Raw genomic sequence first — 24,953 nt, 5'->3', positions numbered from 1 at the left:
GGTCCTCCGGCGGACAAGAAAACTGTCACCCATGCTATCGGTCCATTCTGTTACCTATCTATCCGGTTCGGACACCGGCACCTTCTCCCCTCAAGGGGGGAGATATGCATCGTCGTCGCCATCATCACCACCGAAAATTTCCCCTTGACCTCAACCTAAGTTGAGATCGCAAACCCGTTCCTGAGCCACCGAACCCAAGTCGTTCAAGAACGGAGACAGATTCAAATGGATAAACTTGCCGAGGCAGCCGTGTTCAGGGTCGACAAATTCGTCGTTCCTGCCGAGGCCCGTGAAGAAATCCTTCGCAAGGTCAGGGCAACGCATGAACTGCTGCGCCTGCAGCAAGGCTTCGTCCAGGATTTCGTGCTCGAGCAATTTTCGGGTCCGGGTGAGTTCAACCTGGTCACCATTGTCGAATGGGAAAACCAGGCGGCCGTCGACAATGTCGTGCCGATCGTCAAGGCGGCCCACGAGCGGGCGGGCTTCAACCCGCAGGAGACCATTGCCCGGCTGGGTGTGAAGGCCGATATCGCCAACTATCAGCGTCTGCCTGAGATGTAGGAGGGCCAGCCCGTGCCAGGTGCTGGCGCCTCGACGCTCAGCACCTGGCCGGTGCGGGCATCGCTGATCATGTTCTCGAAACCACGCCATTCGGCGGCGACGATGAACAGTGTCGTGCCATCCGGCCCGCCCAGCATGCAGGCAAAGCAGCCGCGATCGGCATCGACTGTCTGCAACACCTCGCCACCTTCGCGCACCCGCACACAGCGTTTGTTGGGAACATCCGCATACCAGGCAGTTCCTTCGGCATCGAGGCAGACGCCGTCGGGAAAGCCATCGAGATCGGCCCAGACCCGGCGGTTGGAAAGCCCGCCATCCTCCGCGATATCGAAGGCGGTCAGCCGGTTGGCATGCGACTCCGCCACGATCAGTGTCCTGTTGTCCGGCGTCACCGCCATGCCGTTGGCGAAAGCGATGTTCTCGGCCACTTGTCGAACCGAGCCGTCCGGCGTGATCAGCACGATGGTGCCGGGCCCGAAATGCTCGCCCGGTGCAGGCGCCGACCCGCCGCCATTGACATAGATGTTGCCGCGCCCGTCGACGACGATCTCGTTCCACGGGCTGTTTGACAGCGACCGAAGATCGGCATGGGTGGCCAGCGTTCCATCCGCCTCCTGCCGCAGCAACAAGCCATCCCGACCCGAGACGATCAGCAATCGGCCATCCGGCAACCAGTCGATCGAATAGGGCAGGATGGCCGGCACGGTGAGCATCACCTGGTTCCCGCCGTCCTCATCCACCGCGACGATCTCTCCGGTTCCCCAGTTGCAGAGCCACAGGCGTCCGTCGTGCCAGCGGGGAGACTCTCCGAAAGCGAGGCCTTCTGTAATGACCTTGGCGTTCAGGGCGACTGATTTCGAGGATGGCATCTCTGACCCTGGTTTGTCGACTCGCCGCAATTCGGCATTGTCGCGAAGCGCTTTCCTGCCAAGGACGTATGAATCTGTGGCGCCCCGACACCGTCGACAATTTCGGCAAACCATCGTGCGGATGCCTCTGGATCAGAGTGCCTTTAATCCTTGAGGGCAGCTGATATTGTCGCGTCGGAAATAACCCGTTCGCGCAAGTTTTGCGACCAAGAGAGTATTTTCGATGTTCGGTTTCTTTTCCCGCAAATCCAAGAAAACGCCCGAGAAGTCGGCATCAGATTCTGGAAAGCAGTTGGAATTCGGCCTGCCGTTGCCGGTCGTCGTACTGCGTTCGAACGTCGAGGATCCTGATGAAGAGCCGTTTTTTCTCGTCTTCGCTGTCATGCAATTCGTCACAGCGATGGTTTCCAAAGGACTCTATCGTTATCCCGAAATCGACACCAAGGCGATGCAGGTCCTTCATGCCGACTCGTACTCTTCGGAGGTAAAGAACGGCGGCCATAGTCAATTCATCCACAATGCCGGGCAGGAAATCGGCGCCATGATTGCCAACGCAAGAGCTGGACTCACTGCTTGTGGCGCAAAGGGCCAGCTTGCGACTTTGGAAAAGATGTCCAGCTGGATTGCAGACCATCCCAACGAAGCCGCCCAGCAGACGGGCTTCGAGGGCGGGCGGGATGATTTTCTCGATACACTTGATCATGCGTTCTACGTTGCGGATGAGGCCGCGCCCATGGAAAACCTTTTGGCGCGCTGGATCGCGTCATGGCCTGATCTGCAAGTTGTCGATAGTGACGATTACGACGACGTCATACACCGGCTGGTGATGGCCAATCCGAAGCGCGAAGGCAGGCTTCTTCATAAGTCCGTTGGCAACTTGGCAGGCCAGATGATCTTCAGCTGGCGCGATGTCGGGGCCGGCCTTGCCTGCGCCAAGATCGCGCCGCCCGAGATCAAAATCGCGTTCGGCATGGCAAGGATGCTGAACATAGAAGGAGAGAAACAGCTGGTTTTTCAACTTCAGACCAGCGCGAAGAAGACCCGACTATGCAGTGCGACGGAGACACACGTCACGGTCTACGAGTACATCGCTCCAGAAGAGTTGCTTGTCATACCGCCAGGCGAGAGCCCGAAAGTTGGCGCCAAGCTTGGCATTGCTGAAGAGACCGAGATCACAGCGGTCATTGAGCTGGCGGAACAATACCATGCTCCCGCCGCCGTCGACCTCCTGCTCCGCAAGGCAGGCTTCGACCCGACGGATGCCATCGTTTCTGCGAATTCGGTGGTGCAGAAGGAGGAAGGAGCAATCGTGAATTGGGTGGTGCTGGCATCAGGCCAAGTCTTCCTTTTCCAATCGTTGCGGAACGGCGGTGTGCTCTTGCGCGGCAAGGATGATGAAAGCCTCGCTGAGGCCGCTATGGCCGAGCTCAATGCCCACTTTGATCGCTCCGCTGCGGCGGGTTAGCGACAGCAAGCCTACTTTTTCTCCGTCAGGAAGAACGTGCCATCGGCATGGCCGTTGGCACCGCATGACGGTGGCTCGGATCTGTCGTCCTTGCCGGTGCCGCTCTGCTCGACGGCAAGCGCATCGCCGTCGCGGCGAAAGGTGAAGACGAATCCAGTCGGTTTGTCGTTGTCGTCGGTGTCCTCAAGTCGAAGCGTATTGCGCTCCTCGACCGTGCCGTCGATCTCGCATGACCCACTTCCCGAGACTGGATTGGAAACGACATCTTCCGAGATTTCGACCTTGCCTCCGCCAACAGCCTTGATGTCGACGCTGCCGCGCACGTTGCTCCATGTGCCGATCAAACCTGCATCGGGGGGCTTGCGTATGCCGGACAGGAAGGTTGCGCGGTCGCGCAGGAATTCGCCGAGATCGAAAGTCTGTTGGTTCTTGGGCGAACTTTCGTTGAAACCGGCGATCTGATCGCGATAGGCGATGAAATCGCTTTGGTCGTCCCGCAGCGCCTTCCCGGCATGAGCATCGAGCCTCTTCAGCAGCGCGGTATAATTCTTCGCGACGTCGGCATCGGCTTGCGCCAGGACCGGATCGGCGCAAATGGCCTTTTCCGCCAAGCTGGCGGCCTTGGCGCAGTCGAAGGATGGCTTGCCTTGCGCAACTGCGTGGTCGCTCGCTGCCACAAGTACGGTCAAAACGGCACCCACGGCTGCCAATCGTATGGCAACAAGGTACGCTTTGCCTGTGTTTGGCATCATGGGCGGTCGGCCTTTTCGCCGCGCACTGAGCCAGCGGCGGTATGAACTCTGGCGGCAAAGCCGCCGGCAGGCAAGCACGTGACCGTTCCTGCCGGCTGCGGCCGATGCGGCCTTGCCCAATGTTGCGTTGCGGCCGCGGAGCCTTTCCGGTATTGAGGCCGGACCTGAAACAGGGACCGCCCCCAGCCCATGAGCTCCAGCCAATGAGCCTCGTCGACTCGATCAAGAATGCCTTCGTTCCGATCCATCGCGAGGGCTATCCGTTCATTGCCGCCTTCGGCGCGGGCACGCTGTTCCTCGGCTATTTCTCCTCGGTGCTGTTCTGGATCGGCCTGATCCTGACCGCCTGGTGCGTCTATTTCTTCCGTGACCCCGAGCGTGTCACCCCGGTCGATGACAGCCTGGTGGTCAGTCCCGCCGACGGCGTCATCTCGGCGGTCGGCCCGGCCGTGCCGCCGCGCGAGCTTGGCCTCGGCAACACCGAGATGACCCGCATCTCGGTGTTCATGAACGTCTTTTCCTGCCATGTGAACCGCGCTCCGGTGCGCGGCCGCATCACCAAAATCGAGCACCGGCCGGGCAAGTTCCTCAATGCCGAACTCGACAAGGCAAGCTCGGAGAACGAGCGCAACGGGCTGGTCATAGACAGTCCCAACGGCATCGTTGTCGCCGTGCAGATTGCCGGCCTGGTGGCGCGCCGCATCGTCTGCTGGGCCGAGACCGGCGGTTCGATCGCCATCGGCGAACGCTTTGGCCTGATCCGCTTCGGCTCGCGCGTCGATGTCTTCCTGCCGTCGACCGCGGTGCCGCGCGTCGCCGTCGGCCAGACGGCGGTCGGCGGCGAAACCGTGCTCGCCGAATTCGGCGGCGTCGCCGCAACCCCGCTCGTCAGGATTTCGTAAGCGGTGGGCGCGCCGTTCAAAAAGTTCGAGGCCCATGGCAGCGGCGGCCCGCGCATCCGCGAAATTCCGATGCGCATGGTGCTGCCTAATCTGGTCACCGTGCTTGCCATCTGCGCCGGCCTGTCCGGCATCCGCTTCGGCTTCGAGGGCCGTTTCGAGCCGGCCGTGGTGATGGTGCTGCTCGCCGCCTTCCTGGACGGCATAGACGGGCGCCTGGCGCGCATGTTGAAGGCGACATCCAAATTCGGCGCGCAGATGGATTCGCTGGCCGACATCGTCAATTTCGGCGTCGCGCCGGCACTGGTGCTCTACGCCTTCCTGCTCGACCGCGCCGGCTCCTTCGGCTGGATCGCAGCTCTTCTGTTCACCATCGCCTGTGGCCTGCGGCTGGCGCGCTTCAACGTGCTCGACGAAGACCATGACCGGCCGATCTGGCAGAGCGAATACTTCGTCGGCGTGCCGGCACCGGCCGGCGCCGTGCTGGTTATGCTGCCGCTCTATCTGTCCTTCCTGCGGCTCGGTCTCGAGCCGGACCGCCTGACGGCATTCGTCGCCACCGGCTTCACTGTGCTGGTCGCTTTCCTGCTGGTCAGCCGGCTGCCGGTCTATTCCGGCAAAAGCCTGAAAGTGCCGGGCGACAAGGTGCTGCCGATCATCCTGGCGGTCGTTCTCTACGTCCTGCTGTTGATGACCTATCCCTGGTACACGCTGACCGCCTCTGTCGCAGGCTATCTCATCTTCCTGCCTTTCAGCGTGCGGGCGTATTCGAAGCGCGCCAAGCGCGAGGGCGAAAAAGTGCCGCCGTCGGATATTGGGTAGTTGTTATCTCCCCCCTTGAGGGGGAGATGTCGCCGAAGGCGACAGAGGGGGTCGGTACGCCCCGGACGCGACCTCGTTTGAGCGAAGAGGACGTCGGCGCTTCACGCGAGGCGACCCCCTCTGGCCTGCCGGCCATCTCCCCCTCAAGGAGGAAGATACGCTAAGCCGCCAGGCCCAGCCCCAGCTTCTCGATCGCCAGGTTCCGCGTCGAGACATAATCCGTCTTGCCGGAACCCAGCACCGGGATTTCCCCGACCTTGACGATGTCGTTGGGCACCATCAGTTCGGCCGCACCTGCCTTCTTGCCGAAGGCGCGCAGTTCTTCCGGATCGGCGTCGTCGGCGGTGGTGACCAGCACGATGCGCTCGCCCCGCCTCTGGTCCGGCACCGCCACCGCGGCGTGGCGCTCTTCCGGCCACAGCGACTGCACCAGCATCTCGACGGCGCCCAACGACACCATCTCGCCAGCGATCTTGGCGAAGCGTTTTGCCCGGCCGCGAATGGTGATGAAGCCTTCGCGGTCGACCGAGACGATGTCGCCGGTGTCGTGCCAGCCGTCCAGCGGCTGCAATTCGCCGGGCCGGTCAGCGGTCATGTAGCCCATCATCAAATTCGGCCCGTCGAGCCACAGGCGGCCGGCACCCTCGATACCCTCGACCGGTTCGAGCTTCATGCGCATCGCCGGCAACAGCCGTCCGACCGTGCCGTCGCGACCATGGATGGCGGTGTTGACGGCGACGACGGGAGCGGCCTCCGTCAGCCCGAACCCCTCGATGATCGAGGCATCGAAGCGCTCGCGATAAACGCGCCGCGTCTCCGGCTTCACCGCTTCCGCGCCGGCGACGACGAAGCGCAGGCTGGAGAAATCGCCATCCTTGGCGGTGCGGGCATAGTTGGCGAGGAAAGTGTCGGTGCCGAACATGATGGTCGGCTTCACCTTGCGGGCGATCTCCGGGATGATCTTGTAGTGCAGCGGTGACGGGTAGAGGAACAGTTTCACCCCGGTCACCAGCGGCAGGATGGTACCGCCGGTCAGGCCGAAAGAGTGAAAAACCGGCAGCACGTTGAGCAGGATGTCGGACGGCGAAATGGTAATGCGCGCCTCGGCCTGCATGGCGTTGGCGTGGAGATTGCGGTGCGACAGCACCACGGCCTTGGGCGTGCCTTCCGAGCCTGAGGTGAACAGGATTGCGGCGGGCTTGGCCGCATCCTGCCGCTGCAGCGGGAACCGCCACAGCACCGCTGCTGCGAGCTTTTCCAGCGTCGTGACGCTTGCGCGCACATCCTCCAGCCACAGCATTTTGGCGCCGCCGGCCTCGATCGCGGCGATGATGTCGGCAAGCGCCGCCTTCTCGACGAACGCGCGCGAGGAAACCACCGTTCGGATGACTGCCGCGCGCACCGCGGCGGTTACGCTGGCCGGCCCTGCCGTGTAGTTGATCATCGCCGCTACCCGGCCGGCCGAGAGCAGGCCGACGAAGGACAGCACCACGCCATTGGCGTTGGGCAGCAAAACCCCGACCGCTTCGCCGGGCGCCGCCACCGCCTGGAAACGGCGGCCGAGCACGCGCGCGCCGATGAACATTTTTCGATAGCTGAGCGAGCCGCTGATCACATCCTCGATGATCGGATGCGAGGCGCCGGTGCGATCCGCGGCATCGCGCATGGCCAGGAACAGGCCGCGATCGAGGTTGCTGCCATAAAGCCGCGCCTCGGCGATGCGGTCGAACAACGCATTGGTGTTGGAAGCCTGGTCGGGGTTGCGCGCCACCAGTTCGGCAATCGTCATTGGCTCCAGCACGCTGATCGAGAGTTTTGGGAACCAGTGGCGCGGCGCCCGGTTCTTTGGCGTCAAGGAAACCGGCAGGTCGCGCGAGCCGGTGACGAAGATCGGCACGATGCGGGCGTCGGCCTGCATGGCGATGCGGGTGACGGCGCGGAACAGGCGAAACGTCTTCACATCGGGCTCGACGTCATCGGGCAGATAGACGGCAAGCCGGCCTTTACCCTTCAGCACCCTGACCAGCCGCCGGCTGACGAAGAGATGCTCGGCGTTGAAGGCGATGGTGCGGCCAAGCTCGCGCCAAGGCTCCATCCAGGGCGAGCGCGCCGAGGCCTCGTCGAGAATGTGCAGCGTGTCGTCGGGCAGCAGCGACAGCATCAGCGCCGGCTCGAAGCGTGACTGGTGCGAGACCACATAGATCACCGGCGTCGGCGCGTTGCGGGCAATGCGGATGCGCCGGTCATCGATCCGGTAGGCGAGCTTGAACGGCACATAGAGTAGCGCCTGGGTAAAGCGCAGGTCGAGACGAAACGTCTCGATAGCGCCAATCAGCAGCCAGGCCAGCACGAGGCCTGCAAGCAGCGCCAGTGTCAGGATCATGCCGCGTCTCTCCCAACGGTCCGGTATGCGGCTCTTCGTCCGCTTCGAGAGCAGAGGGTAGCGCAATGGGGAGCAAGGTCAATGCGCGGGTGCGAGGGAGCGGTGTTCCACCTGACCTCACCAGGCAATGACCCAAACGCAGGCCTTGAAATGTTGCGACACGTGTCGTAAATAAAAGCGACACGTGACGGAGAGGTAATATGGCCAGTTCCCCGCTGGGTTTTGCCGAGGCACCACATATGGAGCCGGAGTTCGAACGAATGGTCGACCTGTTTGGTGGACGGAAGGTTCTTGGATTCTCGGTAGCCAGTCCTCTTGAGGCACATGAAATGATCCTGCATGGAATTCCGGGCCAGGCGCTCGAAAGCCTCGTCAGGCATCTGATGGTCATTGATCCCGCCGATGCGTTTGAGACCGCATTCGGCATGAGCGAGCGGACATTTCAGCGGCACAAATCGGATCACTCCAAGACCCTCAGTCGGGAGCAAGGTTCCAGAACCTGGAACTTCGCCAAGCTCCTGACAAAGGCCACGTCCGTGCTCGGGACTCAGGAAGACGCGGAAAAATGGATGATCGAGTCTGCCATGGGTTTGGACAATCGCCGGCCGATCGATCTGCTGGCCACGGCGGCGGGCACTGCGCTTGTGCAGGAGTTTCTTGAGCGGCTCGACTATGGTGTCTACGCGTGACGCCTTTGCCGGGCTCCCTCGGAACAGGGCAGTTGTTGGGCTGGAGGCTTGATCACAGACGCTTCAAGGCGAGCTGGGACAGTGGCGAAGGAGCCTTCAAGCTTGGGGGAAGGTGGAACAGCAAAGGGATCAGAGCCGTATATGCGTCCATCGACCCATCGACCGCCATCTTGGAGGTGGCGGTCCACAAGGGGTTTCGCACGCTGGATACTGTCCCTCACGTGCTGACGGCATTCGACATCGTCGATCCATCAGAGATTTATGTGGTCCAAACCGACGATATTCCGAACGCGAACTGGCTGCGTCCCGGCATCCCGGGCGCGGGACAGCAGCAGTTCGGCGATGGTCTGCTGGCAAAGCATCCGTTCTTTCTGATCCCCAGCGCGGTATCCCAGCACAGCTGGAACCTGGTGTTCGATCCCAACCGGGCGGCAGGCCTTTATAGCTTGCATCTCCGGGAGGATTTCGCGCTTGATACAAGGCTTCATCCTCCCGCTGGGTAGCAATCAGGCCGTGGCCTTCAGCCGCCCACTGATGAACCGGAACTCCTGGCTCTTGCCGCCATAGCCATAAGCTGCGGCCGGAACCTCGTGCACGAAGGCATAGCTCTCCTCATGCACGCCACCGAGCAACTTACCGAAGGCCTCAAAGATCGCCTTCAGATAGGCTTCCAGCTCCAGCTTGGTGTTGGTGCCGTCGACCACCTTGATGTCGAGCCAGAAAGTATTGGCGCCATGCTCTGCCAGCGACTTGCCGCCGGCGAACCAGTGCTGCGGGTCGATATAGGTGACAGCGACGGCGGTGATCGTCGGGTCCTTGCGCAGATGGGTTGCGGTCAGGCCGGTGATTTCCTTGGCGATTGTGGCGGACAGCTTGGCGTCGGGCTTACCGGTGACGCTGATGTTGATGATGGGCATTTTTCTCTCCTTCGTTTGAGCGGCGTCTGTTTGCCGTTGGAGAGACAATGCCATCATCTTGGAATCAAAAAAATCGAATTGTTTCGAACAAAAGGTTCTGTATTATCGAATTATGCAGGCGCTCGATCCCGATCTGCTCAAAACCTTCCTTGCCTTTGTCGATGGCGGCTCGCTGGCTCAGGCTGCGTCTGCTGTCGGCCGCTCGCCCTCGGCGGTGACCGCGCAGATGCAGCGTCTGGAGGAGATCGTCGGCGAACCGCTGCTGGTGGCGCAGGGGCGCGGGCGCGGGCTGACGCCGGCCGGCGAGGATCTTGTCGGTCATGCCCGCCGCATTCTTGCCGTGCACAGCGAGGCCTGGCTGGCGCTCAAGGGCGCGCGTGCCGCTGGTCGCGTCGCCATCGGCACGACACAGGATTTCGCCGATAGCGGCCTGCCGGAGCTGCTGCGCGCCTTCGCGACCAGCCATCCGCGCGTCAGGGTCGAACTCCGCGTTGGCCGTTCGGCCGAGCTTGGCGAGGCGCTGCAGGCCGGGCAGCTCGATCTGGCCATTGTCATGCGCAAGACGCCGGCCAATGACGAAGTCGGGCTGTTCAGTGAGCCGATGCTGTGGCTGTGCTCGCAAAAAGGGCTTGCCGTGCGGGAAGAGGAATTGCCGCTGGCGCTGCTCGACCCCTATTGCGGCTTTCGCGAAGCAGCACTCGCGGCCCTCGATGCTGCCGGCCGCCGCTACCGCATTGCCGCCGGCAGCGCCAGCCTTGCCGGCTTGCGCACGGCGGTCAATGCCGGCATCGCGCTGACCTTGCGCACCGCCCGCTTTGCCCATTCAGGCATTGCCGAAGCACCGCGCGAATTCGCCCTGCCGCCGGTGCCGACAGCGCAATTCGCGATAAAACTCGGCCAGGGCGCCGAGCGGCCGGCGCGCGATCTTGCCATCCTGCTCAGCGACAACCTCGCCTTGCCCGGCTTTGCCGGCTGATGTCCAAAGAAAAAGCCGACCTTTACGGTCGGCTTTGAGGAGGACGGGTCGAGGGGTTTGGGGGGACTTGGGGGGTGACCCGTCGCACCATAAAACTGCCTGATCCGCATGATGGTTCCATGACTTGGAAAATAATTATTGGGTTGCCGCACTTTTTCTCGCGGCCAGCCAGTCGCGCCCCGCATGGGCGAAAACCGCGCACAGTACTATGGCGCCGCCGATCAGGCTGGCGGCCGGCGCGATCTCGCCGAGGAACAGGAAGGCGAACAGGATCGCAAACGGCACTTCGGCGGCACCGAGAAGGCCGGACTCGGGCGCAGGGATCAGCCGCGAGCCTTCCGTCCACAGGATCGACGCCGCCGCAAACGATCCTCCGAAGGCGACGAGCAGCACGGCGTCGCGAGCAGAAATCGCCAGGGGGTCGGTGACGAACCAGCCGAGCACGAACAGCAGAAGCGCCGAGACTGCGCCCGCCCACACCACCGGCGTGTCGCGGAAGGCGCGCACCATGATCATGTAGAGCGCGCTGCCGGCGGTCATCAGCAGCGCGAGCCCATCGCCAAACAGATGACCGCTGCCGAAGCCGGAGCCGACCATCATCGCCACGCCGCACAGCGAAACGGCGGCGGCGGCAAGCGTCTGCGCCCGGAACGGCTCGCGCACCAGCACGAAGGCGAGCAGCGCGGTGATGAAGGGCGCGGTGGCGTAGATGACCGCGACATTGGCGACATAGGTGAATTTGAACGCCGAGATGAAGGCGATGCTGGCCGCGGCGCCCTCGAGGGCCAGCAACCAGCCGCGCCAGCCAAGCCGCAAGCTTTCCCGCCCGCCGGAGCGGCGCCGGCGCCACAGCACATAGAAGGTGATCAGGATCGCGCCGACAAAGCCGCGCCAGCAAGTGATGGTCAGCGGGTCGGCGTGGATCGATTTGGTCAGCACGCCGGTCAGGGCGAAGAAAGCCGCCGAGGCCGCCACCAGCATGATGCCGAGCGTACGATCGGCAGCGGTATCTGTGGTGCCTGGGCCGTCGAGCGCTTCCGTCATCTCAGCAGCCTATCCGTCTTCTCCTGCCACCATGCTGTCAGCACGGGGTACTCATAGCCGCTTGCGGAAATGCTCGTTGCCGATGATCAGCAGGCCGGCGCCGACGATCAACGCCGCCCCCAGAAACACCTCGCGACGCGGCACGTCGCCCCAGATCGCAAAGCCGAGCCCGAAGGCCCAGACCAATGAGGTGTATTCGAACGGCGCCACGATCGACACCGGCGCCCGCTTCATGCCTTCGAACAGCATAAATTGCGCCACGCCGCCGAGCGCGCCGACGCTGATCAAAAGCAGCAACTGGCGCCAGTCCGGCATCTGCCAGACCAACAGCGCCGGCACCGTGGAAAACACCAGGAAGTAGAAATTGTTGAGCACAAGCTGGATCAGCGTGCGCTCGGCCAGCGCCGTCTTGCGCAACAGCACCACGGCAATGCCCCACAGCACTGCCGCAGCCAGTACCAAGAGCATCGGCACGGACAAGCCGAGACGAGTGGGATCACAGGCGATGAAGACGCCGACGAAGCCGATGAACACCGCCAGCCAGCGCAACAGCGGCACCTTTTCGCCAAGCATCACCACCGACAGCACGGTGACGATGATCGGGGCGGCGTAATAGATGGTGGTGAGTTCGGCCAGCTGCAGGGAGCGGGCCGCGTTGTAGTAGCAGAGCCAGGCGCCGAGCGTGAAGGCGCTGCGCACCAGCATCGGCCGCACGATGGGCGAGCGCATTGTGTCGGCAAAGATGGGCGGTCCGCCGATTGCAGCACAGCCGATAAGCACAGCGATCGAGCGGAAGAACATGATCTGCCAGACGCTGATGCCGACGACCAGAAGCTTGATCGCGGCGTCCTGCGTCGAAAACAGGAAATAGGCGCAGCCGGTGAACAGGATGCCGGCAAGCACCCTTTCGCGGGTTTCCAGAATGGCAATATCGGCCATGCGGCGTGTCCGGCGCTGTCAAGAGGACGAAGAAGAAGCCTGCCCCAATCAGGCTCCCATTGCAGGCTACACGGGCGAAAGCCTGCGGGGCGCTACGCCAGTGGCAAGCTTGCGTTGGCGCAGCCTGGCCGACAGCGTGGGCACGCCGTTCACTGTGTTGCCTGGTAGAGCTCCGAAGCGGCCTCCTTCAGGGCGCGCCGGCCGCCCGGCCTGAGATACATCATGTGGCCGCCCTCGATGACGTCGAGAAGATCGGAAGAGCACACGTCTGNCCCCGGCATAGCCTTGCCGCGAGCCGCCATAGTCCCAGGCGTGGGTCACATCGCCATTGAGCAACCTGTAGCTGACATCGGTGCGAAAATTCAGCTCGTCGCGCGCATAACCGACAAAGGCCGAGGTCAGCGCCGGCACGCTGCGGTCGAGCACCGGATCTGGGCCGGCGCTGCGGGCGCTCTCCGGGGCGATGTCGCTGGTGGCGATGGTGCCGTCATACGGGCTGAGCACTTTGCCACTGGGGCGCTGGAATTCGCGCGCGAACAGGGCGGTCGGGATGCGGGCGAAATTGCGTTGCACGAGGTCGAGCGGCAGGCCGGTGATCTCGGCCACGCGCTGGCTGGCCAGCCGCCCACCCTGTTCCAGCCCGCCGGCCAGAGCGGTGAGGTAGTCACCCATAGCATAGTGTTCGACCTCGGCGAGCTTTTCGCGCAGCGCCTCGCCGCTGAGGCCTTCGCTGCGCAGGCGCACCGCCGCCAGCGAGGGCAGTTCCAGCGCCCAATGCAGTGGCTGGAATTCGTCGGGCAGCACCAGCGTGAACTCCAGTGCAGGCGAGATCAGCACGATGCCGTTGGGGCTCAGGCCGACATCTTCCTGCAGGGTCCTGGCGAGAAGTGCCGCGCGGAACCCGCCATAGCTTTCGCCGGCAAGGAAGAGCGGCGATCCGGTGCGGCCGTTCTGGGCGAGATAGAGCCGGATGAAAGCGCCGATCGAACTGGCGTCCTGGCTGACGCCCCAAAAATCTTTTGTGTCCTGGCCGGGGGCCTCGCGGCTGTAGCCGGTGCCGACCGGATCGACGAAGACGAGGTCGGTCATGTCGAGCCAGCTGTCGGGATTGTCGATCAGCTTTTGCGGCGGCGGCAGGAATTGGCCATCGGCGCCGGTCGCGACGACACGCGGGCCGAGTGCGCCGAGATGCAGATAGGCGGATGCCGCGCCCGGGCCGCCATTGAAGACGAAGGTGATGGGGCGAGCCTTCTCCGCGCCCGCCAGTGGCGGCAGCGTATAGGCGACATAGAAGATTTCCGCGGTGACCTCGCCCTTGCCGGATAGCAGTGACAGCGTGCCGGCCTTAGCCTGATAGTCCAGCTTGCGCCCGGCAATGGTGATTGAATGGCTGGTCGTCTGCGGTGCCGGCAGCAGCGACAGCACGCCGCCTGCCGGTGCGGGGCGCTCGGGCGTTTCGGCGAGGACTGGCTGCGCGAAGGCTGCAAGCACCAACAGGGTAAGCGAGATCAGTTTCAGCTTGAACGGCATGATGTCTCCGCGGGAATGACTCTGCTTAGGTATGGCCGGGGCGGTCGAAGTCAAAGTAACTCTTCGTGAGGTAGCATTCCTTCAGCCCCCTCTGTCCTGCCGGACATCTCCCCCCACAGGGGTGGAGATTGGATGTCGCGACCGCCTTCGCTAATCGCCGGCGTAGAAAGCGCCATCGGCGAAGCTGCAGATCTCCCCCCTGTGGGGAGGTGGCCGGGCCAGAGGGGGGCGCTGTCTCGCTGGCATATCAGTGCTATCAAAGCGCGACGGACTCGAAAAGGAATGCAACATGGACGCCACCGCACTCAAGGCCATGCAGGCACCGATCAAGGAGGCTTATCGCGACGATTCCTCGCGAGCGCTGATCACGCTTCGCGCCAAAGGCTCCGTCGACGACCAGTCGATTGCCTGCAAGGTCGAGACGGGCAGGGCGCTGGCGGTCGCCGGCCTGCATCCGGCGACCGGCGGTTCCGGGCTCGAATTGTGTTCGGGCGACATGCTGCTCGAGGCGCTGGTGGCGTGCGCCGGGGTGACGCTGAAGGCGGTGGCCACCGCACTAGAGTTCAAACTCGGCGCAGCCACCGTCGAGGCCGAAGGCGATCTCGACTTTCGCGGCACGCTGGGCGTGGCCAAGGACGCCCCCGTAGGCTTTCGCGCCATCCGGTTGAATTTCAACCTCGACACGGATGAGCCGCAGGATCGCATCGACGCGCTGATCAAGCTGACGGAACGCTATTGCGTGGTCTTCCAGACCATCAACAGCAAGCCGGAGCTGACGGTGAAGGCGCGCGCCTGATCTCCCCCCCACAAGGGCCCTTGAGGGGGAGATGTCGCCGAAGGCGACAGAGGGGGTCGGGCCGACTGGACGCGACGCCCTTTGTGCGGAAGGAGGTTGGCACTCTACGCGAGGCGACCCCCTCTGGCCTGCCGGCCATCTCCCCCTCGAGGGGGGAGATCACGCTACTGCGCCGCAGGCTCTTCCGCGTCGCCCTCATCGGTAAACGGGGAGGCGCTCGGCACGCAGTTGACCGCCCAGCCGGCCGGCGTCGGCTGCTTCTGATATTCGGTAATCGCGTTTGTGCACTGTTCGCGGGTGTCGAAGGTGCTGGGCAGCACCACCATGCCGCCTTGCGGGCCGGCGATCACCAGGTACCAGACCAATGCTACGCTGGGAGCAGCCATGGGAATTCCTCGCTTTGCTGGGTGTCGGAGTCGGGCCGACCCTAGCAACTCCCGGCTGATGGCGAAAGCAGGGCGAGGGGGGAGGGGGCCTGCCGGATCATCACAGACCCGTGAACGAACCGCTCCCCCAGACTTCTCTCAGTTCGCGGCAAAGCAGTAGAACAGGCCGTCGCCGCCGGTGCCTTTCAGCGCCTCCTGGCTGCAGCCGCCGCGCGAGGCATGCGAGGAGTTCCAGGATTTCGCCGCCGCCGACTCATCAAGGCCGGTGCGGTCGTGATGGCCCATCATCGCCGCGCCCTCCGCCCCGCTCAAGGTCCAGTCGCCGCAGGTCTGGTCGGCGATCTTGGTGCCGTCAGGCTTCGAGCCGGTCAATATGTCGTGCCGGTTCGGCTTGTCGCCGCGGCCGTTGACCACTTGGCCCTTCTCGGTCAGCGCCGACTGCTTGGTGATGGCGTTGGCGTCGCTGTGCAGCGAGGCGACGTCATCGGCGATCTTCTCGCCCTTGGCGTTGACCCAGGGACCCTTGCCGATACGGTCGCGCGCATCGACATTGGCGCTCGAGAGATAGGCGTGCCATTCCTTGCCGGTAACCCCAGCCGCTTCCGCCAGCGAGGCGCAATGCGCGTCGGCACCCTTGAGACCGCCGAGATCGGCGCCCTTGCCGGAACCGACGCTGGTGACGAAGAAACTCATCTTGGCGTCTTGCGCCAGCGCCACGCCGGCTGTGGCGGCAATCGCGGCGGCGGCAACGAGAAGAAGTCTACGCATGTCGGTCCTCCGGTTTCGAATGTCCTACATTCGAAGAAACGTAACTGGAGGCCTGTTTAATCCCGCTACAACCCGGTTTGTTCCGGCTGCCGGTAGGCGACGAAGCGGTTGTTCTTGACCTGGAAGATCAGCCCCGTCTCTTTCAGCTCGGGGCTCGCCAGCGGCACGATGCGTTTTGCCACCTCTGAGGGATGCGGCAGCGTTTCCGGATCCTCGCCGGGCGCGGCCTGTGCACGCATGGCGGTGCGGGTGGCGCCGGGGTCGACGGCATTGATGCGGAGCGCCAGGCTCTGCGTCTCATGCGCCCAGGAACGCGTCATGGCTTCCACCGCCGCCTTCGACGCCGCATAGGGCGCCCAGAAGGCGCGCGCCGAATGCGCGGAGCTGGAGGACATGAGAATGGCGCGGCCGGCGTCGGACAGCCTGAGCAGCGGGTCGACCGAGCGGATCAGCCGCCAGGTCGAGGTGACATTGATGGTCATTACCTTCTCGAAGGTTTTGGCCTCGACATGGCCGATCGGCGAGATGACGCCGAGCACGCCGGCATTGGCCACCAGAATGTCGAGCTTGCCCCAACGCTGGTGAATGGCCCCGCCCAGCCGGTCGATGCCGGCCATGTCTGAGAGGTCGAGTGGCACCAGCGTCGCTTCGCCCTTGCCGGTTTTCGCGCGCTCGGCCTTGATCTGGTCGTCGAGTTCTTCCAGCCCGCCGACGGTCCGGGCAACCGCAATGACATGCGCGCCGGCGGCGGCAAGTTCCCTGGCGATGAAGTAGCCGATGCCGCGCGAGGCGCCGGTAACGACCGCGACGCGGCCGGAGAGGTCGAGGGTCATGCGAGCGCTTTCAAGGATAGCAGTTGGGCTTTACGCCCCGTTGTTCGCCAGCAGCGACAGCGTGCGCACATTGTCGTGGCCTTCGAAGTCGAGCAGGCGGGTCGGGTACTGGCCGGTGAAACAGGCGTCGCAGAATTGCGGCTGCTCATTGTCGCGGCTGGCTTCGCCGACGGCGCGGTAGAGCCCGTCAATGGTGAGGAAGCCGAGCGAATCGACACGGATGAACTCGGCCATTTCCTCGATCGACATGCGCGATGCCAAAAGCTTCGACTTCTCCGGCGTGTCGACGCCGTAGAAGCACGACGCGCTGGTCGGCGGCGAGGCGATGCGCATATGCACTTCCTTGGCGCCGGCGTCGCGCACCATCTGCACGATTTTCTGGCTGGTGGTGCCGCGCACGATCGAATCGTCGACCAACACCACGCGCTTGCCCTCGATCATCCGGCGGTTGGCGTTGTGCTTGAGCTTGACCCCCATATGGCGGATCGAATCGCCGGGCTGGATGAAGGTTCGGCCAACATAGTGGTTGCGGATGATACCGAGTTCGAAGGGGATGCCTGCCGCCTGGGAGAAGCCGATTGCCGCCGGCGTGCCGGAATCCGGCACCGGCACGACGATATCGGCCTCGACCGGGCTTTCCTGCGCCAATTCGGCGCCGATACGCTTGCGCACTTCGTAGACATTGCGGCCTTCGACCGAGGAGTCCGGGCGGGCGAAATAGACATATTCGAAGATGCAGAAGCGGGTCTTCTGCGGCTCGAAGGGGAACAGGCTCTCGATGCCCTTCGAGGTCACCACGACCATTTCGCCGGGCTTCAGGTCGCGCACGAAGCGGGCGCCGATAATGTCGAGCGCGCAGGTTTCGGAGGCCAGGATCCAGGCGCCGTCGAGGTCGCCGAGCACCAGCGGGCGGATGCCGAGCGGATCGCGGCAGCCGATCATCTTCTTGGAGGTCATCGCGACCAGCGAGAAAGCGCCTTCGACCTGACGCACGGCGTCAATGAAGCGCGAATTCAAATCGCGTTCCTTGCTGGTGGCAACGAGATGCAGCAGCGTCTCGGTGTCGGAGGTCGACGAGAAGATCGCGCCCTGTTTCTGCAGCGCGCGCTGCACGGTCATGGCGTTGGTGAGATTGCCGTTATGGGCGACGGCGAAGCCGCCATCGGCGAGTTCGGCGAAGAAAGGCTGGATGTTGCGCATGCCGGCGCCGCCGGTCGTGGCATAGCGCGTGTGGCCGATGGCACGGTTGCCTTGCAGGCTGTCGATGACGTGCTGCTTGGTGAAGGTGTCGCCGATCAGGCCGACATGGCGTTCGACATGGAACTGCGTGCCGTCATAGGAGACGATGCCGGCCGCTTCCTGGCCGCGATGCTGCAGCGCATGCAGGCCTAGCGTGACGATGGCCGCAGCGTCCTGCCGGCCGAAAATGCCGAACACGCCGCATTCGTCGTGAAAATGATCGTCTGCTTCGGCGGAAAGCACGTCGTCCGCGTCTGCCTTCGAAACTGCCATGGGGTCAAGCTCCGCTAAAATGGCCATATAGTGCGATAGCACCGCGAAAGCAACGTAGTCAGGCCGGAACTGCCGGGATGGCGCCTGTCCGGCACCATCCGTCCGTATCAGTTTGCCGGCGCGGCTGGGGCCGGAGCCGGAGCAGCGGGTGCGTTATCGGCCGGAGCGTCGGTCTCGTCGTCGGGCGCCGGCGTATCGTCACCGGTTGCCGGAGCATCCGCCGCCGGTGCATCGGCCGCCGGAGGCGTCTCGGCTGCCGGCTGATTCGGATTGAGCTTCTTCAGGATGGCGTTTTCCGGATCTTCGGGCAGCAGGCTTTCCAGCTTGGCGCCGATGGTCTCGAGCAGCGGCTTCGACTTGGCGTTGGCGATCCAGGCAGGGGCCTTGGCGCCGGCCAGCCAGTTGAAGAACAGCAGCGCCACGGCGACGACGAGGACGCCGCGCGCGGCGCCATAGAGGAAGCCCAGCGTACGGTCGAGCGCGCCGATCCTGGAATCGATGATCCAGTCGGCAAGCTTCATGGTGATGACGGAAACGACGATCAGCGCGATGAGGAAGACGATGCCGGCGGATGCCGCCATGGCGATCTTGTCGCTTTCGACATAGGGCTGAACGTAAGGCAGCACCGGCTTGTAGAAGAAGAATGCCGCCGCGGCGGCAGCCGCCCAGGAGACGACGGACAGGATTTCGCGTGACAGGCCGCGAACCATGGCGAGCATCGCCGAGACCAGGGTGAAGCCGACGAGAATTCCGTCCAGCAGCGTAATCGGCATGTCTTTCGCCCCACTCAGATTGTCTTTTCACGGCTCGGGCGAGCCGCGTCAATCTTCCACGTCGACACGGCTGCGCCGTGAGCCGGCTATGCGTGCGACGAGATCGGCAAGTTCGGTCGGCTGGAAAGCGCCGGCCCCGATCCCCCCGACAACCTCCTCGCTGCCCAAGGGCAGAACCGCACTTCCAAAACCCAGCTTTTCGGCCTCTTTAAGGCGCTGCTGCGCATGCGCAACCGGCCTCACTGCGCCCGACAGGCTGATTTCGCCGAAATAGACGCAATCGGCGGGAAGGGCAAGACCGGTGAGCGACGAAACCAGTGCAGCGGCAACCGCCAGATCGGCCGCCGGCTCGGAAATCCGGTAGCCGCCGGCGACGTTGAGGTAGACATCGTGGGTGCCGAAGCGCACGCCGCAATGGGCTTCGAGCACGGCAAGGATCATCGACAGCCGTGCGCCGTCCCAGCCGACGACGGCACGGCGCGGCGTGCCCAATGTGGACGGCGCCACCAGTGCCTGGATCTCGACCAGCACCGGACGTGTCCCTTCCATGCCGGCAAATACCGCGGCACCCGGCGATTTTGCGTGGCGTTCGCCGAGGAACAGCTCCGACGGATTGGCGACCTCGCGCAAGCCCTTGTCCGACATCTCGAAGACGCCGATCTCGTCGGTCGGCCCAAAACGGTTCTTCACCGTGCGCAGGATGCGGTAGTGATGGCCGCCTTCGCCTTCGAAATAGAGAACGGCGTCGACCATGTGCTCGACGACGCGCGGACCGGCGATCTGGCCTTCCTTGGTGACATGGCCGACCAGCACGATGGCAGCACCGGTGGATTTGGCGTAGCGGATCATCGCTTGCGCCGAGGCGCGCACCTGGGTGACGGTGCCGGGCGCCGAGTCGGCCATGTCGGTCCACAGCGTCTGGATGGAATCGAGGATGACGAGGTCCGGCCTTCTGCCGTCGGCTATTGTTGCCAGGATATCCTCGACATTGGTCTCGGCGGCAAGTTCGACCGGCGTGTCGGCGACGCCAAGCCGCTGCGCCCGCAGCCGGATCTGTGCGACCGCCTCCTCGCCCGAGACATAGACGATGCGGTGGCCTTTTGACGCCAATGCTGCTGCGGCCTGGGTAAGCAGCGTCGACTTGCCGATGCCGGGATCGCCGCCGACCAGCAGCGCCGAGCCGCGCACGAAACCGCCGCCGGTGGCGCGGTCGAGTTCGCCAATGCCGGAGATGATCCGCGGCGCATCCTCGATGTCACCGGACAGGCTGGTCAGCACCACGGCGCGGCCCTTGCGCGCATTTCGCGTGTTGGCCGGTCCCGAGCCGATGCCGCCGGACGTGCCTTCCTCGACGAGTGTGTTCCACTCGCCGCAGGCATCGCATTTGCCGGCCCAGCGCTGATGCACCGACCCGCAATTCTGGCAGATGAACTGGACGCGCGATTTAGCCATGGAGTGATGCTGCCTGCAAATGACCGAAGGAGGGTGATCTTGCACACCCCCCTCTGTCCTGCCGGACATCTCCCCCGCTAGGGGGGAGATTGGCTATCGTCGCTGCTTTCGCCAATCCCCAACGTCGCAAGATGAGCGCCATTCGCAAAGCTGCTGATCTCCCCCCTTGCGGGGGAGATGGCCGGCAGGCCAGAGGGGGGTGTGGCGGAGCGCTGCGGTAGGCCAAAAAGCTACTCGAACCTCTCCGCAATATGATGCTCTTCGGCGAGGTCGGAAAACCGTGTGAACTCGCCATGGAAGGCGAGGCTCACCGAACCTGTCGGGCCGTGGCGCTGCTTGGCGACGATGACTTCGGCCTTGCCGCGCATCTCGTTCATCTCGTGTTCCCACTTGATGTATTCGTCGGTGCCGGGCTTCGGTTCGCGGTTCTTCAGATAATATTCCTCGCGGTAGACGAACATCACCACGTCGGCGTCCTGCTCGATCGAGCCGGATTCGCGAAGATCGGACAGCTGAGGGCGTTTGTCTTCGCGGCTTTCGACCTGACGCGACAGCTGCGACAGCGCGATGATCGGAACGGAGAGTTCCTTGGCCAGCGCCTTGAGGCCGGTGGTGATCTCGGTGATTTCCTGCACCCGGTTCTGCGACGATTTCGCGCTCGACCCCTGCATCAGCTGGATATAGTCGATGACGATGAGGTCGAGGCCGCGCTGACGCTTCAGCCGCCGCGCCCGCGCCGACAGCTGCGCGATCGAGATACCGCCGGTCTGGTCGATGAACAGCGGGATCTTCTGCATGGTCTGCGAGCAGGCGACCAGCTTTTCGAAATCCATCTCTGAAATCTCGCCGCGGCGGATTTTTGACGACGAAATTTCCGTCTGTTCGGAAATGATGCGGGTGGCGAGCTGCTCGGACGACATTTCCAGTGAGAAGAAGCCGACGACGCCGCCATTGGCTGCCTTGAACGAGCCGTCGGCCTGTTGCGCCGGCTCATACATCTCGGCGATGTTGAAGGCGATGTTGGTGGCCAGCGATGTCTTGCCCATGCCCGGACGGCCGGCAATGATGATCAGATCCGACGCCTGCAGGCCACCCATGCGGCGGTCGAGATCGCGCATGCCGGTGGCGAGGCCCGACAAATGGCCGTCGCGCATATAGGCGGCGTTGGCCATGTCGACGGCGGTCTTGACCGCGTCGGTGAAGCTCTCGAAGCCGCCATCGTAACGGCCGGTTTCGGCCAGTTCGAACAGCCGCCGCTCGGCATCCTCGATCTGTTCGGACGGCGCCATGTCGACCGGCGCGTCATAGGCGATGTTGACCATGTCCTCGCCGACGGTGATCAGCGCCCGGCGCGTGGCCAGATCGTAGATGGCGCGGCCATAATCGGTGGCATTGACGACGGTGACGGCTTCGACCGCCAGACGAACCACATATTGCGCCACCGTCATGTCGCCGACCTTCTCGTCGGCCGGCAGGAAGGTTTTCAGCGTGATCGGCGTCGCCACCTTGCCCATGCGGATGAGCTCGGCCGCGACCTCGAAGATTTTCCGGTGCAGCGGCTCGTAGAAATGGCCGGCCTTGAGGAAGTCGGAGACGCGGTAGAAGGCATCGTTGTTGACGAGGATGGCGCCGAGCAGCGCCTGTTCGGCCTCGATGTTGTTCGGCGCTTCACGATAAAGCGGTTGCTGCTCCGCCACGCCGAATTTTCGCGCTGCCTCTGCCATGATGTCCCCGATTTTGATCCCGGCTTCTCGATATCAGAACGAGATAAATCGGTGCTGACCTTTCTGCATCACCGCACGACCAATCAACCTCGATGCCCGTTGTTCACAGGGGCGGCAAACCGTCCACAGAAGAGTGTTTCCGCGCCCCGATTCCGGTTGACTCAGAAAGGCGCTGACTTTTATCCGAGTCGTTGGAACAGAGCAAGAACAATCTCGGTGATCATCCGCTTCTTCCGTCCAGTGTATCGCCCCAGTCCAGCCGCCGCGCTGCCTTGAACAGCTCGCCCTCGCGCTTGGTGAAAAGTGTCTCGCCGGCGCCGCCATCCGGCTGGCACAGTTTGAGCAGCACCTTGCCGGAGCCCGATTTCGGCGGCGCAATCACGCGCGGCTGACGTACAGGCGCGGGTTGCCGCGACGCCGCGACGTAGATGAATTTCTCGTCCTCCCACGGCACGTCCGCGTCCTTGGCCAGGCGATGAAGGCGCGAGCGGGCGACGCGGCGCGAAAAATGACACCAGTCGGGGGGCTCAAGCGGGCAGGGCGCCTCATGCGGACAAGGCGCCAGCACATGCGCCCCGGCCTCCAGCAATTGCCTGCGCACTGCCAGGATGCGCTGCCAGCCGGCCGGTGTGCCGGGCTCGACGATCAGCAGTGTGTCGCCGGTCAACTGCCAGAGCCGGCCGACAAGCTTCGGCAGCGATGCCGGCGCGATCTCGTCCAGCACATAGGCGCAGGTGACCAGATCGGCAGGCTTGAGATCGGCAAGGTCGATGGTCACGTCGCCGGCGCGCCAGTCCATCCTGGTGGCGATGGTATCAAGGGCGAGCGACTGGCCAACCTTGCGCACCGCGGCGCTTGCTTCAACCAGAACCGCCTCTTCTAAGTCGGGCCACAGGTCTGTAGTGGCCCAAAGCACCGTGCCAGGACCGGCGCCGACATCGAGCAAGCTCGTTGGCTGGAAATCGGGCCGCGCATAGGCGAGTTCGTCGAGACCGGCCCGTACCGCCGCGTAGGTCGCCGGCAGCCGCGTCGCCAGATAGGCTTTTACCGCCATCTCTTCGGCCATGTGCAGGCGGCCGTCGCGCAATTCGGCGCGGTAGCGGTCAGACAGCGTCTTCGCCGCCTGGCGCAGCACCGCCAGCGGTAACGTTTCGAGCAGGCGCTCGACGCCTTGTCGCAGCGAGGCGGGGAGTTCCACGCTCAGGCTCCGCGTGCCGCGAGCACCGAGGCGCGGGCGAACTCGACAAGGGTGGTGGCGATGGTGGGCAGGCAGGTCATTAAAAAAGGTCTCGAGAGAACTAGACCTTTTTCAGTGTCAGAGCCGTCAATGGCAAGCGGCAATCGCAATCGAGGCGTTATTCGCGATCCGCCACCTTGCGACGGCGCGCTGGCTTGGCCGCAACGGACCTGACAGCAACGGACCTGGCAGGCACAGACCTGGCGACAGCAGGCTCGGCGGCCGCCGCCTCCTGACGATGCCCCATTTCGCGCATTTCGAGCGCCTTTTCACATTTGGCCATGTAGTCGCGCGTCATCGGCAGCGTGTCGTTCTTCTTGGCGATCTGGATCTGGAAGATCACCAGATCCTGCCAGCGGAACGCGGCTTCCGAAGCCGCCAGATAGAACTCCCACATCCTGCAGAAGCGCTCGTCGTAGATGGCTTTGGCCTTGTCGCGGTTGGCGGCAAAGCGCTGGCCCCAATGCTTCAGCGTATCGGCATAGTGCAGCCGCAGAATCTCGATGTCGGTGACCACAAGCCCCGACTTCTCGATCGCCGGCATCACCTCCGACAGCGAGGGAATGTAGCCGCCCGGAAAAATGTACTTGCGGATAAAGGCGCTGGTCGCCCACGGCACGCCGGAGCGGCCGATCGTGTGCAAGAGCATGACGCCGTCGGGCTTCAACAGCGTCGCCGACTTGTCGAAGAAGGTGCGGAAGTGGTTGACGCCGACATGCTCGAACATGCCGACCGAGACGATGCGGTCGAAGCGTTCGTTGAGTTCGCGGTAGTCCTTGAGATCGAAATGCACGCGGTCCTGCAAGCCTTGCGCATGCGCCCGGTCGGTGGCGACGCCGTGCTGCTCGGTCGACAGCGTCACGCCTTGCACGTCGACATCGAAAGCCTTGGCGAGATAGAGGCCGAGTCCACCCCAGCCGGAGCCGATATCGAGCACGGTCTGGCCGGCCTTCAGCCTGAGCTTGGCGGCGATATGGCGTTTCTTGGCCATCTGCGCCTCGTCGAGCGTCATGTCCGGCTGTTCGAAATAGGCGCAGGAATACTGCATGTCGTCGTCGAGGAAGAGCCGGTAGAGGTCACCCGACAAATCATAGTGGCGCTGCACGTTGCGGCGCGCCCGTGATGCGGTGTTGATCTGCTGCAGGCGGCGAAAGGCGTGGCGCAGACCCTCGATGGCCTTCGACCAGGTGGCGTCGATACCGCCGCTGCCCATGTTCTGGAAGGCGATGCGCATCATACCCAGGACGCCGCCCTCGATGATGTCGAGTTCGCCGTCCATATAGGCTTCCGGCACCGCCAGCATCGGGTCGAAGGAGATGGCCCGCTCGGCGTGCCTGGTCTTGATGTGCATATGCACCGGCTCGCCGCTGCCGTCGCCGAAAACCACTGTGGAGCCCTTCGGCCCGGTGACTTTCAGATTGCCCGTACGCACCAGGCGGTCGAGAACGCGCTTCAACAGAATATTCATCACCAAATGTCCCCTCACGGTCAGACTGGCGGACCAATTCTGCAACAATATATAGGGGTTCGAAAAGTTCCATTTGGCACAAAAATGCCCGGGCGAGAGGCCCGGGCATTGGTCCAGAAAGGCTGGATGACGAGGAAGTGATTGGAGCGCTGCTCCCC

At 63.6% G+C, this 24,953-nt stretch carries 23 protein-coding genes and 1 pseudogene; 8 read left to right on the top strand and 16 right to left on the bottom strand.

Annotated elements, in window-relative coordinates; genetic code table 11:
- Positions 1-225 precede the first annotated feature (225 nt).
- Entirely contained in the window at positions 226-561 is a 336-nt protein-coding gene (locus X757_RS141350; RefSeq protein ID WP_023685667.1) for an antibiotic biosynthesis monooxygenase, read from the top strand.
- Here X757_RS141350 and X757_RS141355 read toward each other — a convergent pair.
- Complete coding sequence (locus tag X757_RS141355) at positions 540-1,430, bottom strand: SMP-30/gluconolactonase/LRE family protein (RefSeq protein WP_031251543.1); 891 nt, start codon at positions 1,428-1,430, stop codon at positions 540-542. The two genes, X757_RS141350 and X757_RS141355, sit on opposite strands and share 22 nt — an antisense overlap.
- Positions 1,431-1,653: 223 nt before the next feature.
- On the opposite strand from X757_RS141355, the gene X757_RS141360 reads away from it, so the two are divergent.
- On the top strand, positions 1,654-2,895 hold the full coding sequence (locus X757_RS141360) for a DUF4375 domain-containing protein (protein WP_023727364.1): 1,242 nt from the start codon (positions 1,654-1,656) through the stop codon (positions 2,893-2,895).
- Between the two features lie 11 nt (positions 2,896-2,906).
- On the opposite strand, the gene X757_RS141365 is transcribed toward X757_RS141360, so the two are convergent.
- On the bottom strand, positions 2,907-3,584 hold the full coding sequence (locus X757_RS141365; protein WP_198024428.1) for a lysozyme inhibitor LprI family protein: 678 nt from the start codon (positions 3,582-3,584) through the stop codon (positions 2,907-2,909).
- Positions 3,585-3,688: 104 nt separating this feature from the next.
- Between X757_RS141365 and X757_RS141370 the strand changes: the two genes are divergently transcribed.
- Positions 3,689-4,549, top strand: coding sequence for a phosphatidylserine decarboxylase (locus X757_RS141370; RefSeq protein ID WP_306413637.1), 861 nt, complete (start codon positions 3,689-3,691; stop codon positions 4,547-4,549).
- A 3-nt stretch (positions 4,550-4,552) separates the two neighbouring features.
- Positions 4,553-5,368: a CDP-diacylglycerol--serine O-phosphatidyltransferase gene (gene pssA, locus X757_RS141375; RefSeq protein WP_023672701.1), complete on the top strand. Its 816-nt coding sequence runs from the start codon at positions 4,553-4,555 to the stop codon at positions 5,366-5,368.
- Between the two features lie 160 nt (positions 5,369-5,528).
- Here the strand turns inward: pssA and X757_RS141380 are convergent, their stop codons facing one another.
- Positions 5,529-7,751, bottom strand: a complete 2,223-nt coding sequence (locus X757_RS141380; protein ID WP_023727361.1) for an AMP-binding protein — start codon at positions 7,749-7,751, stop codon at positions 5,529-5,531.
- A gap of 200 nt (positions 7,752-7,951) precedes the next feature.
- Between X757_RS141380 and X757_RS141385 the strand changes: the two genes are divergently transcribed.
- On the top strand, positions 7,952-8,440 hold the full coding sequence (locus X757_RS141385) for an antitoxin Xre/MbcA/ParS toxin-binding domain-containing protein (RefSeq protein ID WP_023727360.1): 489 nt from the start codon (positions 7,952-7,954) through the stop codon (positions 8,438-8,440).
- Entirely contained in the window at positions 8,437-8,943 is a 507-nt protein-coding gene (locus tag X757_RS141390) for an RES family NAD+ phosphorylase (protein WP_023689127.1), read from the top strand. Before X757_RS141385 ends, X757_RS141390 begins: the two co-directional genes overlap by 4 nt.
- Positions 8,944-8,946: 3 nt before the next feature.
- On the opposite strand, the gene X757_RS141395 is transcribed toward X757_RS141390, so the two are convergent.
- The gene (locus tag X757_RS141395) at positions 8,947-9,357 is read right to left on the bottom strand and encodes a 4-oxalocrotonate tautomerase family protein (RefSeq protein ID WP_023693979.1); all 411 of its coding nucleotides are present in this window, start codon (positions 9,355-9,357) and stop codon (positions 8,947-8,949) included.
- Positions 9,358-9,469: 112 nt separating this feature from the next.
- Here X757_RS141395 and X757_RS141400 point away from each other — a divergent pair, with 112 nt between their 5' ends.
- Positions 9,470-10,333, top strand: coding sequence for a LysR substrate-binding domain-containing protein (locus X757_RS141400; protein WP_023727359.1), 864 nt, complete (start codon positions 9,470-9,472; stop codon positions 10,331-10,333).
- 135 nt (positions 10,334-10,468) lie between these two features.
- On the opposite strand, the gene X757_RS141405 is transcribed toward X757_RS141400, so the two are convergent.
- From X757_RS141405 to X757_RS0134830, 3 genes and pseudogenes are all read right to left on the bottom strand, one after another.
- Positions 10,469-11,377, bottom strand: coding sequence for a DMT family transporter (locus tag X757_RS141405; RefSeq protein WP_023727358.1), 909 nt, complete (start codon positions 11,375-11,377; stop codon positions 10,469-10,471).
- A 51-nt stretch (positions 11,378-11,428) separates the two neighbouring features.
- Positions 11,429-12,316: a DMT family transporter gene (locus tag X757_RS141410; RefSeq protein WP_023689123.1), complete on the bottom strand. Its 888-nt coding sequence runs from the start codon at positions 12,314-12,316 to the stop codon at positions 11,429-11,431.
- A gap of 149 nt (positions 12,317-12,465) precedes the next feature.
- Positions 12,466-13,846 (bottom strand): annotated as a pseudogene (locus X757_RS0134830) (S10 family peptidase).
- A 289-nt stretch (positions 13,847-14,135) separates the two neighbouring features.
- Between X757_RS0134830 and X757_RS141415 the strand changes: the two are divergent.
- Positions 14,136-14,642 carry an OsmC family protein gene (locus X757_RS141415; protein WP_023727357.1) on the top strand — a complete coding sequence of 169 codons (507 nt, stop codon included), beginning with the start codon at positions 14,136-14,138 and terminating at the stop codon, positions 14,640-14,642.
- 164 nt (positions 14,643-14,806) lie between these two features.
- Here the strand turns inward: X757_RS141415 and X757_RS141420 are convergent, their stop codons facing one another.
- The 9 genes from X757_RS141420 to X757_RS141460 all read right to left on the bottom strand — a co-directional run bounded on the left by X757_RS141420 (position 14,807) and on the right by X757_RS141460 (position 24,795).
- Positions 14,807-15,028 carry a hypothetical protein gene (locus X757_RS141420; RefSeq protein WP_023689120.1) on the bottom strand — a complete coding sequence of 74 codons (222 nt, stop codon included), beginning with the start codon at positions 15,026-15,028 and terminating at the stop codon, positions 14,807-14,809.
- 138 nt (positions 15,029-15,166) lie between these two features.
- On the bottom strand, positions 15,167-15,796 hold the full coding sequence (locus X757_RS141425; protein ID WP_023727356.1) for a hypothetical protein: 630 nt from the start codon (positions 15,794-15,796) through the stop codon (positions 15,167-15,169).
- Between the two features lie 65 nt (positions 15,797-15,861).
- Positions 15,862-16,629 (bottom strand): SDR family NAD(P)-dependent oxidoreductase, encoded by a 768-nt coding sequence (locus tag X757_RS141430; RefSeq protein ID WP_023727355.1) that lies wholly within the window; start codon positions 16,627-16,629, stop codon positions 15,862-15,864.
- A 30-nt stretch (positions 16,630-16,659) separates the two neighbouring features.
- The gene (gene purF, locus X757_RS141435; protein ID WP_023672714.1) at positions 16,660-18,141 is read right to left on the bottom strand and encodes an amidophosphoribosyltransferase; all 1,482 of its coding nucleotides are present in this window, start codon (positions 18,139-18,141) and stop codon (positions 16,660-16,662) included.
- A 107-nt stretch (positions 18,142-18,248) separates the two neighbouring features.
- Positions 18,249-18,914 (bottom strand): CvpA family protein, encoded by a 666-nt coding sequence (locus X757_RS141440; RefSeq protein WP_023711951.1) that lies wholly within the window; start codon positions 18,912-18,914, stop codon positions 18,249-18,251.
- A gap of 48 nt (positions 18,915-18,962) precedes the next feature.
- Positions 18,963-20,366 carry a DNA repair protein RadA gene (gene radA, locus X757_RS141445; RefSeq protein ID WP_023672716.1) on the bottom strand — a complete coding sequence of 468 codons (1,404 nt, stop codon included), beginning with the start codon at positions 20,364-20,366 and terminating at the stop codon, positions 18,963-18,965.
- Between the two features lie 230 nt (positions 20,367-20,596).
- Entirely contained in the window at positions 20,597-22,090 is a 1,494-nt protein-coding gene (locus tag X757_RS141450) for a replicative DNA helicase (RefSeq protein ID WP_023672717.1), read from the bottom strand.
- A gap of 220 nt (positions 22,091-22,310) precedes the next feature.
- On the bottom strand, positions 22,311-23,288 hold the full coding sequence (locus X757_RS141455; RefSeq protein WP_023727354.1) for a small ribosomal subunit Rsm22 family protein: 978 nt from the start codon (positions 23,286-23,288) through the stop codon (positions 22,311-22,313).
- 157 nt (positions 23,289-23,445) lie between these two features.
- A complete protein-coding gene (locus tag X757_RS141460) occupies positions 23,446-24,795 on the bottom strand; it encodes a cyclopropane-fatty-acyl-phospholipid synthase family protein (protein ID WP_023727353.1) in 1,350 nt (449 codons plus the stop codon).
- Between the last annotated feature and the right edge of the window lie 158 nt (positions 24,796-24,953).

Source organism: Mesorhizobium sp. LSHC412B00 (assembly GCF_000503035.1).
GTDB lineage: Bacteria > Pseudomonadota > Alphaproteobacteria > Rhizobiales > Rhizobiaceae > Mesorhizobium.
This window is presented reverse-complemented; position numbering and strand designations above follow the sequence as displayed.

Bases quoted from the DNA above. Each gene is read 5' to 3' on its own strand.
- X757_RS141350 (WP_023685667.1), top strand. From the start codon at position 226: ATGGATAAACTTGCCGAGGCAGCCGTGTTCAGGGTCGACAAATTCGTC.
- X757_RS141355 (WP_031251543.1), bottom strand. From the start codon at position 1,430: ATGCCATCCTCGAAATCAGTCGCCCTGAACGCCAAGGTCATTACAGAA.
- X757_RS141360 (WP_023727364.1), top strand. From the start codon at position 1,654: ATGTTCGGTTTCTTTTCCCGCAAATCCAAGAAAACGCCCGAGAAGTCG.
- X757_RS141370 (WP_306413637.1), top strand. From the start codon at position 3,689: ATGAACTCTGGCGGCAAAGCCGCCGGCAGGCAAGCACGTGACCGTTCC.
- X757_RS141380 (WP_023727361.1), bottom strand. From the start codon at position 7,751: ATGATCCTGACACTGGCGCTGCTTGCAGGCCTCGTGCTGGCCTGGCTG.
- X757_RS141385 (WP_023727360.1), top strand. From the start codon at position 7,952: ATGGCCAGTTCCCCGCTGGGTTTTGCCGAGGCACCACATATGGAGCCG.
- X757_RS141395 (WP_023693979.1), bottom strand. From the start codon at position 9,357: ATGCCCATCATCAACATCAGCGTCACCGGTAAGCCCGACGCCAAGCTG.
- X757_RS141400 (WP_023727359.1), top strand. From the start codon at position 9,470: ATGCAGGCGCTCGATCCCGATCTGCTCAAAACCTTCCTTGCCTTTGTC.
- X757_RS141405 (WP_023727358.1), bottom strand. From the start codon at position 11,377: ATGACGGAAGCGCTCGACGGCCCAGGCACCACAGATACCGCTGCCGAT.
- X757_RS141410 (WP_023689123.1), bottom strand. From the start codon at position 12,316: ATGGCCGATATTGCCATTCTGGAAACCCGCGAAAGGGTGCTTGCCGGC.
- X757_RS141415 (WP_023727357.1), top strand. From the start codon at position 14,136: ATGGACGCCACCGCACTCAAGGCCATGCAGGCACCGATCAAGGAGGCT.
- X757_RS141420 (WP_023689120.1), bottom strand. From the start codon at position 15,028: ATGGCTGCTCCCAGCGTAGCATTGGTCTGGTACCTGGTGATCGCCGGC.
- X757_RS141425 (WP_023727356.1), bottom strand. From the start codon at position 15,796: ATGCGTAGACTTCTTCTCGTTGCCGCCGCCGCGATTGCCGCCACAGCC.
- X757_RS141430 (WP_023727355.1), bottom strand. From the start codon at position 16,629: ATGACCCTCGACCTCTCCGGCCGCGTCGCGGTCGTTACCGGCGCCTCG.
- purF (WP_023672714.1), bottom strand. From the start codon at position 18,141: ATGGCAGTTTCGAAGGCAGACGCGGACGACGTGCTTTCCGCCGAAGCA.
- X757_RS141440 (WP_023711951.1), bottom strand. From the start codon at position 18,914: ATGCCGATTACGCTGCTGGACGGAATTCTCGTCGGCTTCACCCTGGTC.
- radA (WP_023672716.1), bottom strand. From the start codon at position 20,366: ATGGCTAAATCGCGCGTCCAGTTCATCTGCCAGAATTGCGGGTCGGTG.
- X757_RS141450 (WP_023672717.1), bottom strand. From the start codon at position 22,090: ATGGCAGAGGCAGCGCGAAAATTCGGCGTGGCGGAGCAGCAACCGCTT.
- X757_RS141460 (WP_023727353.1), bottom strand. From the start codon at position 24,795: ATGAATATTCTGTTGAAGCGCGTTCTCGACCGCCTGGTGCGTACGGGC.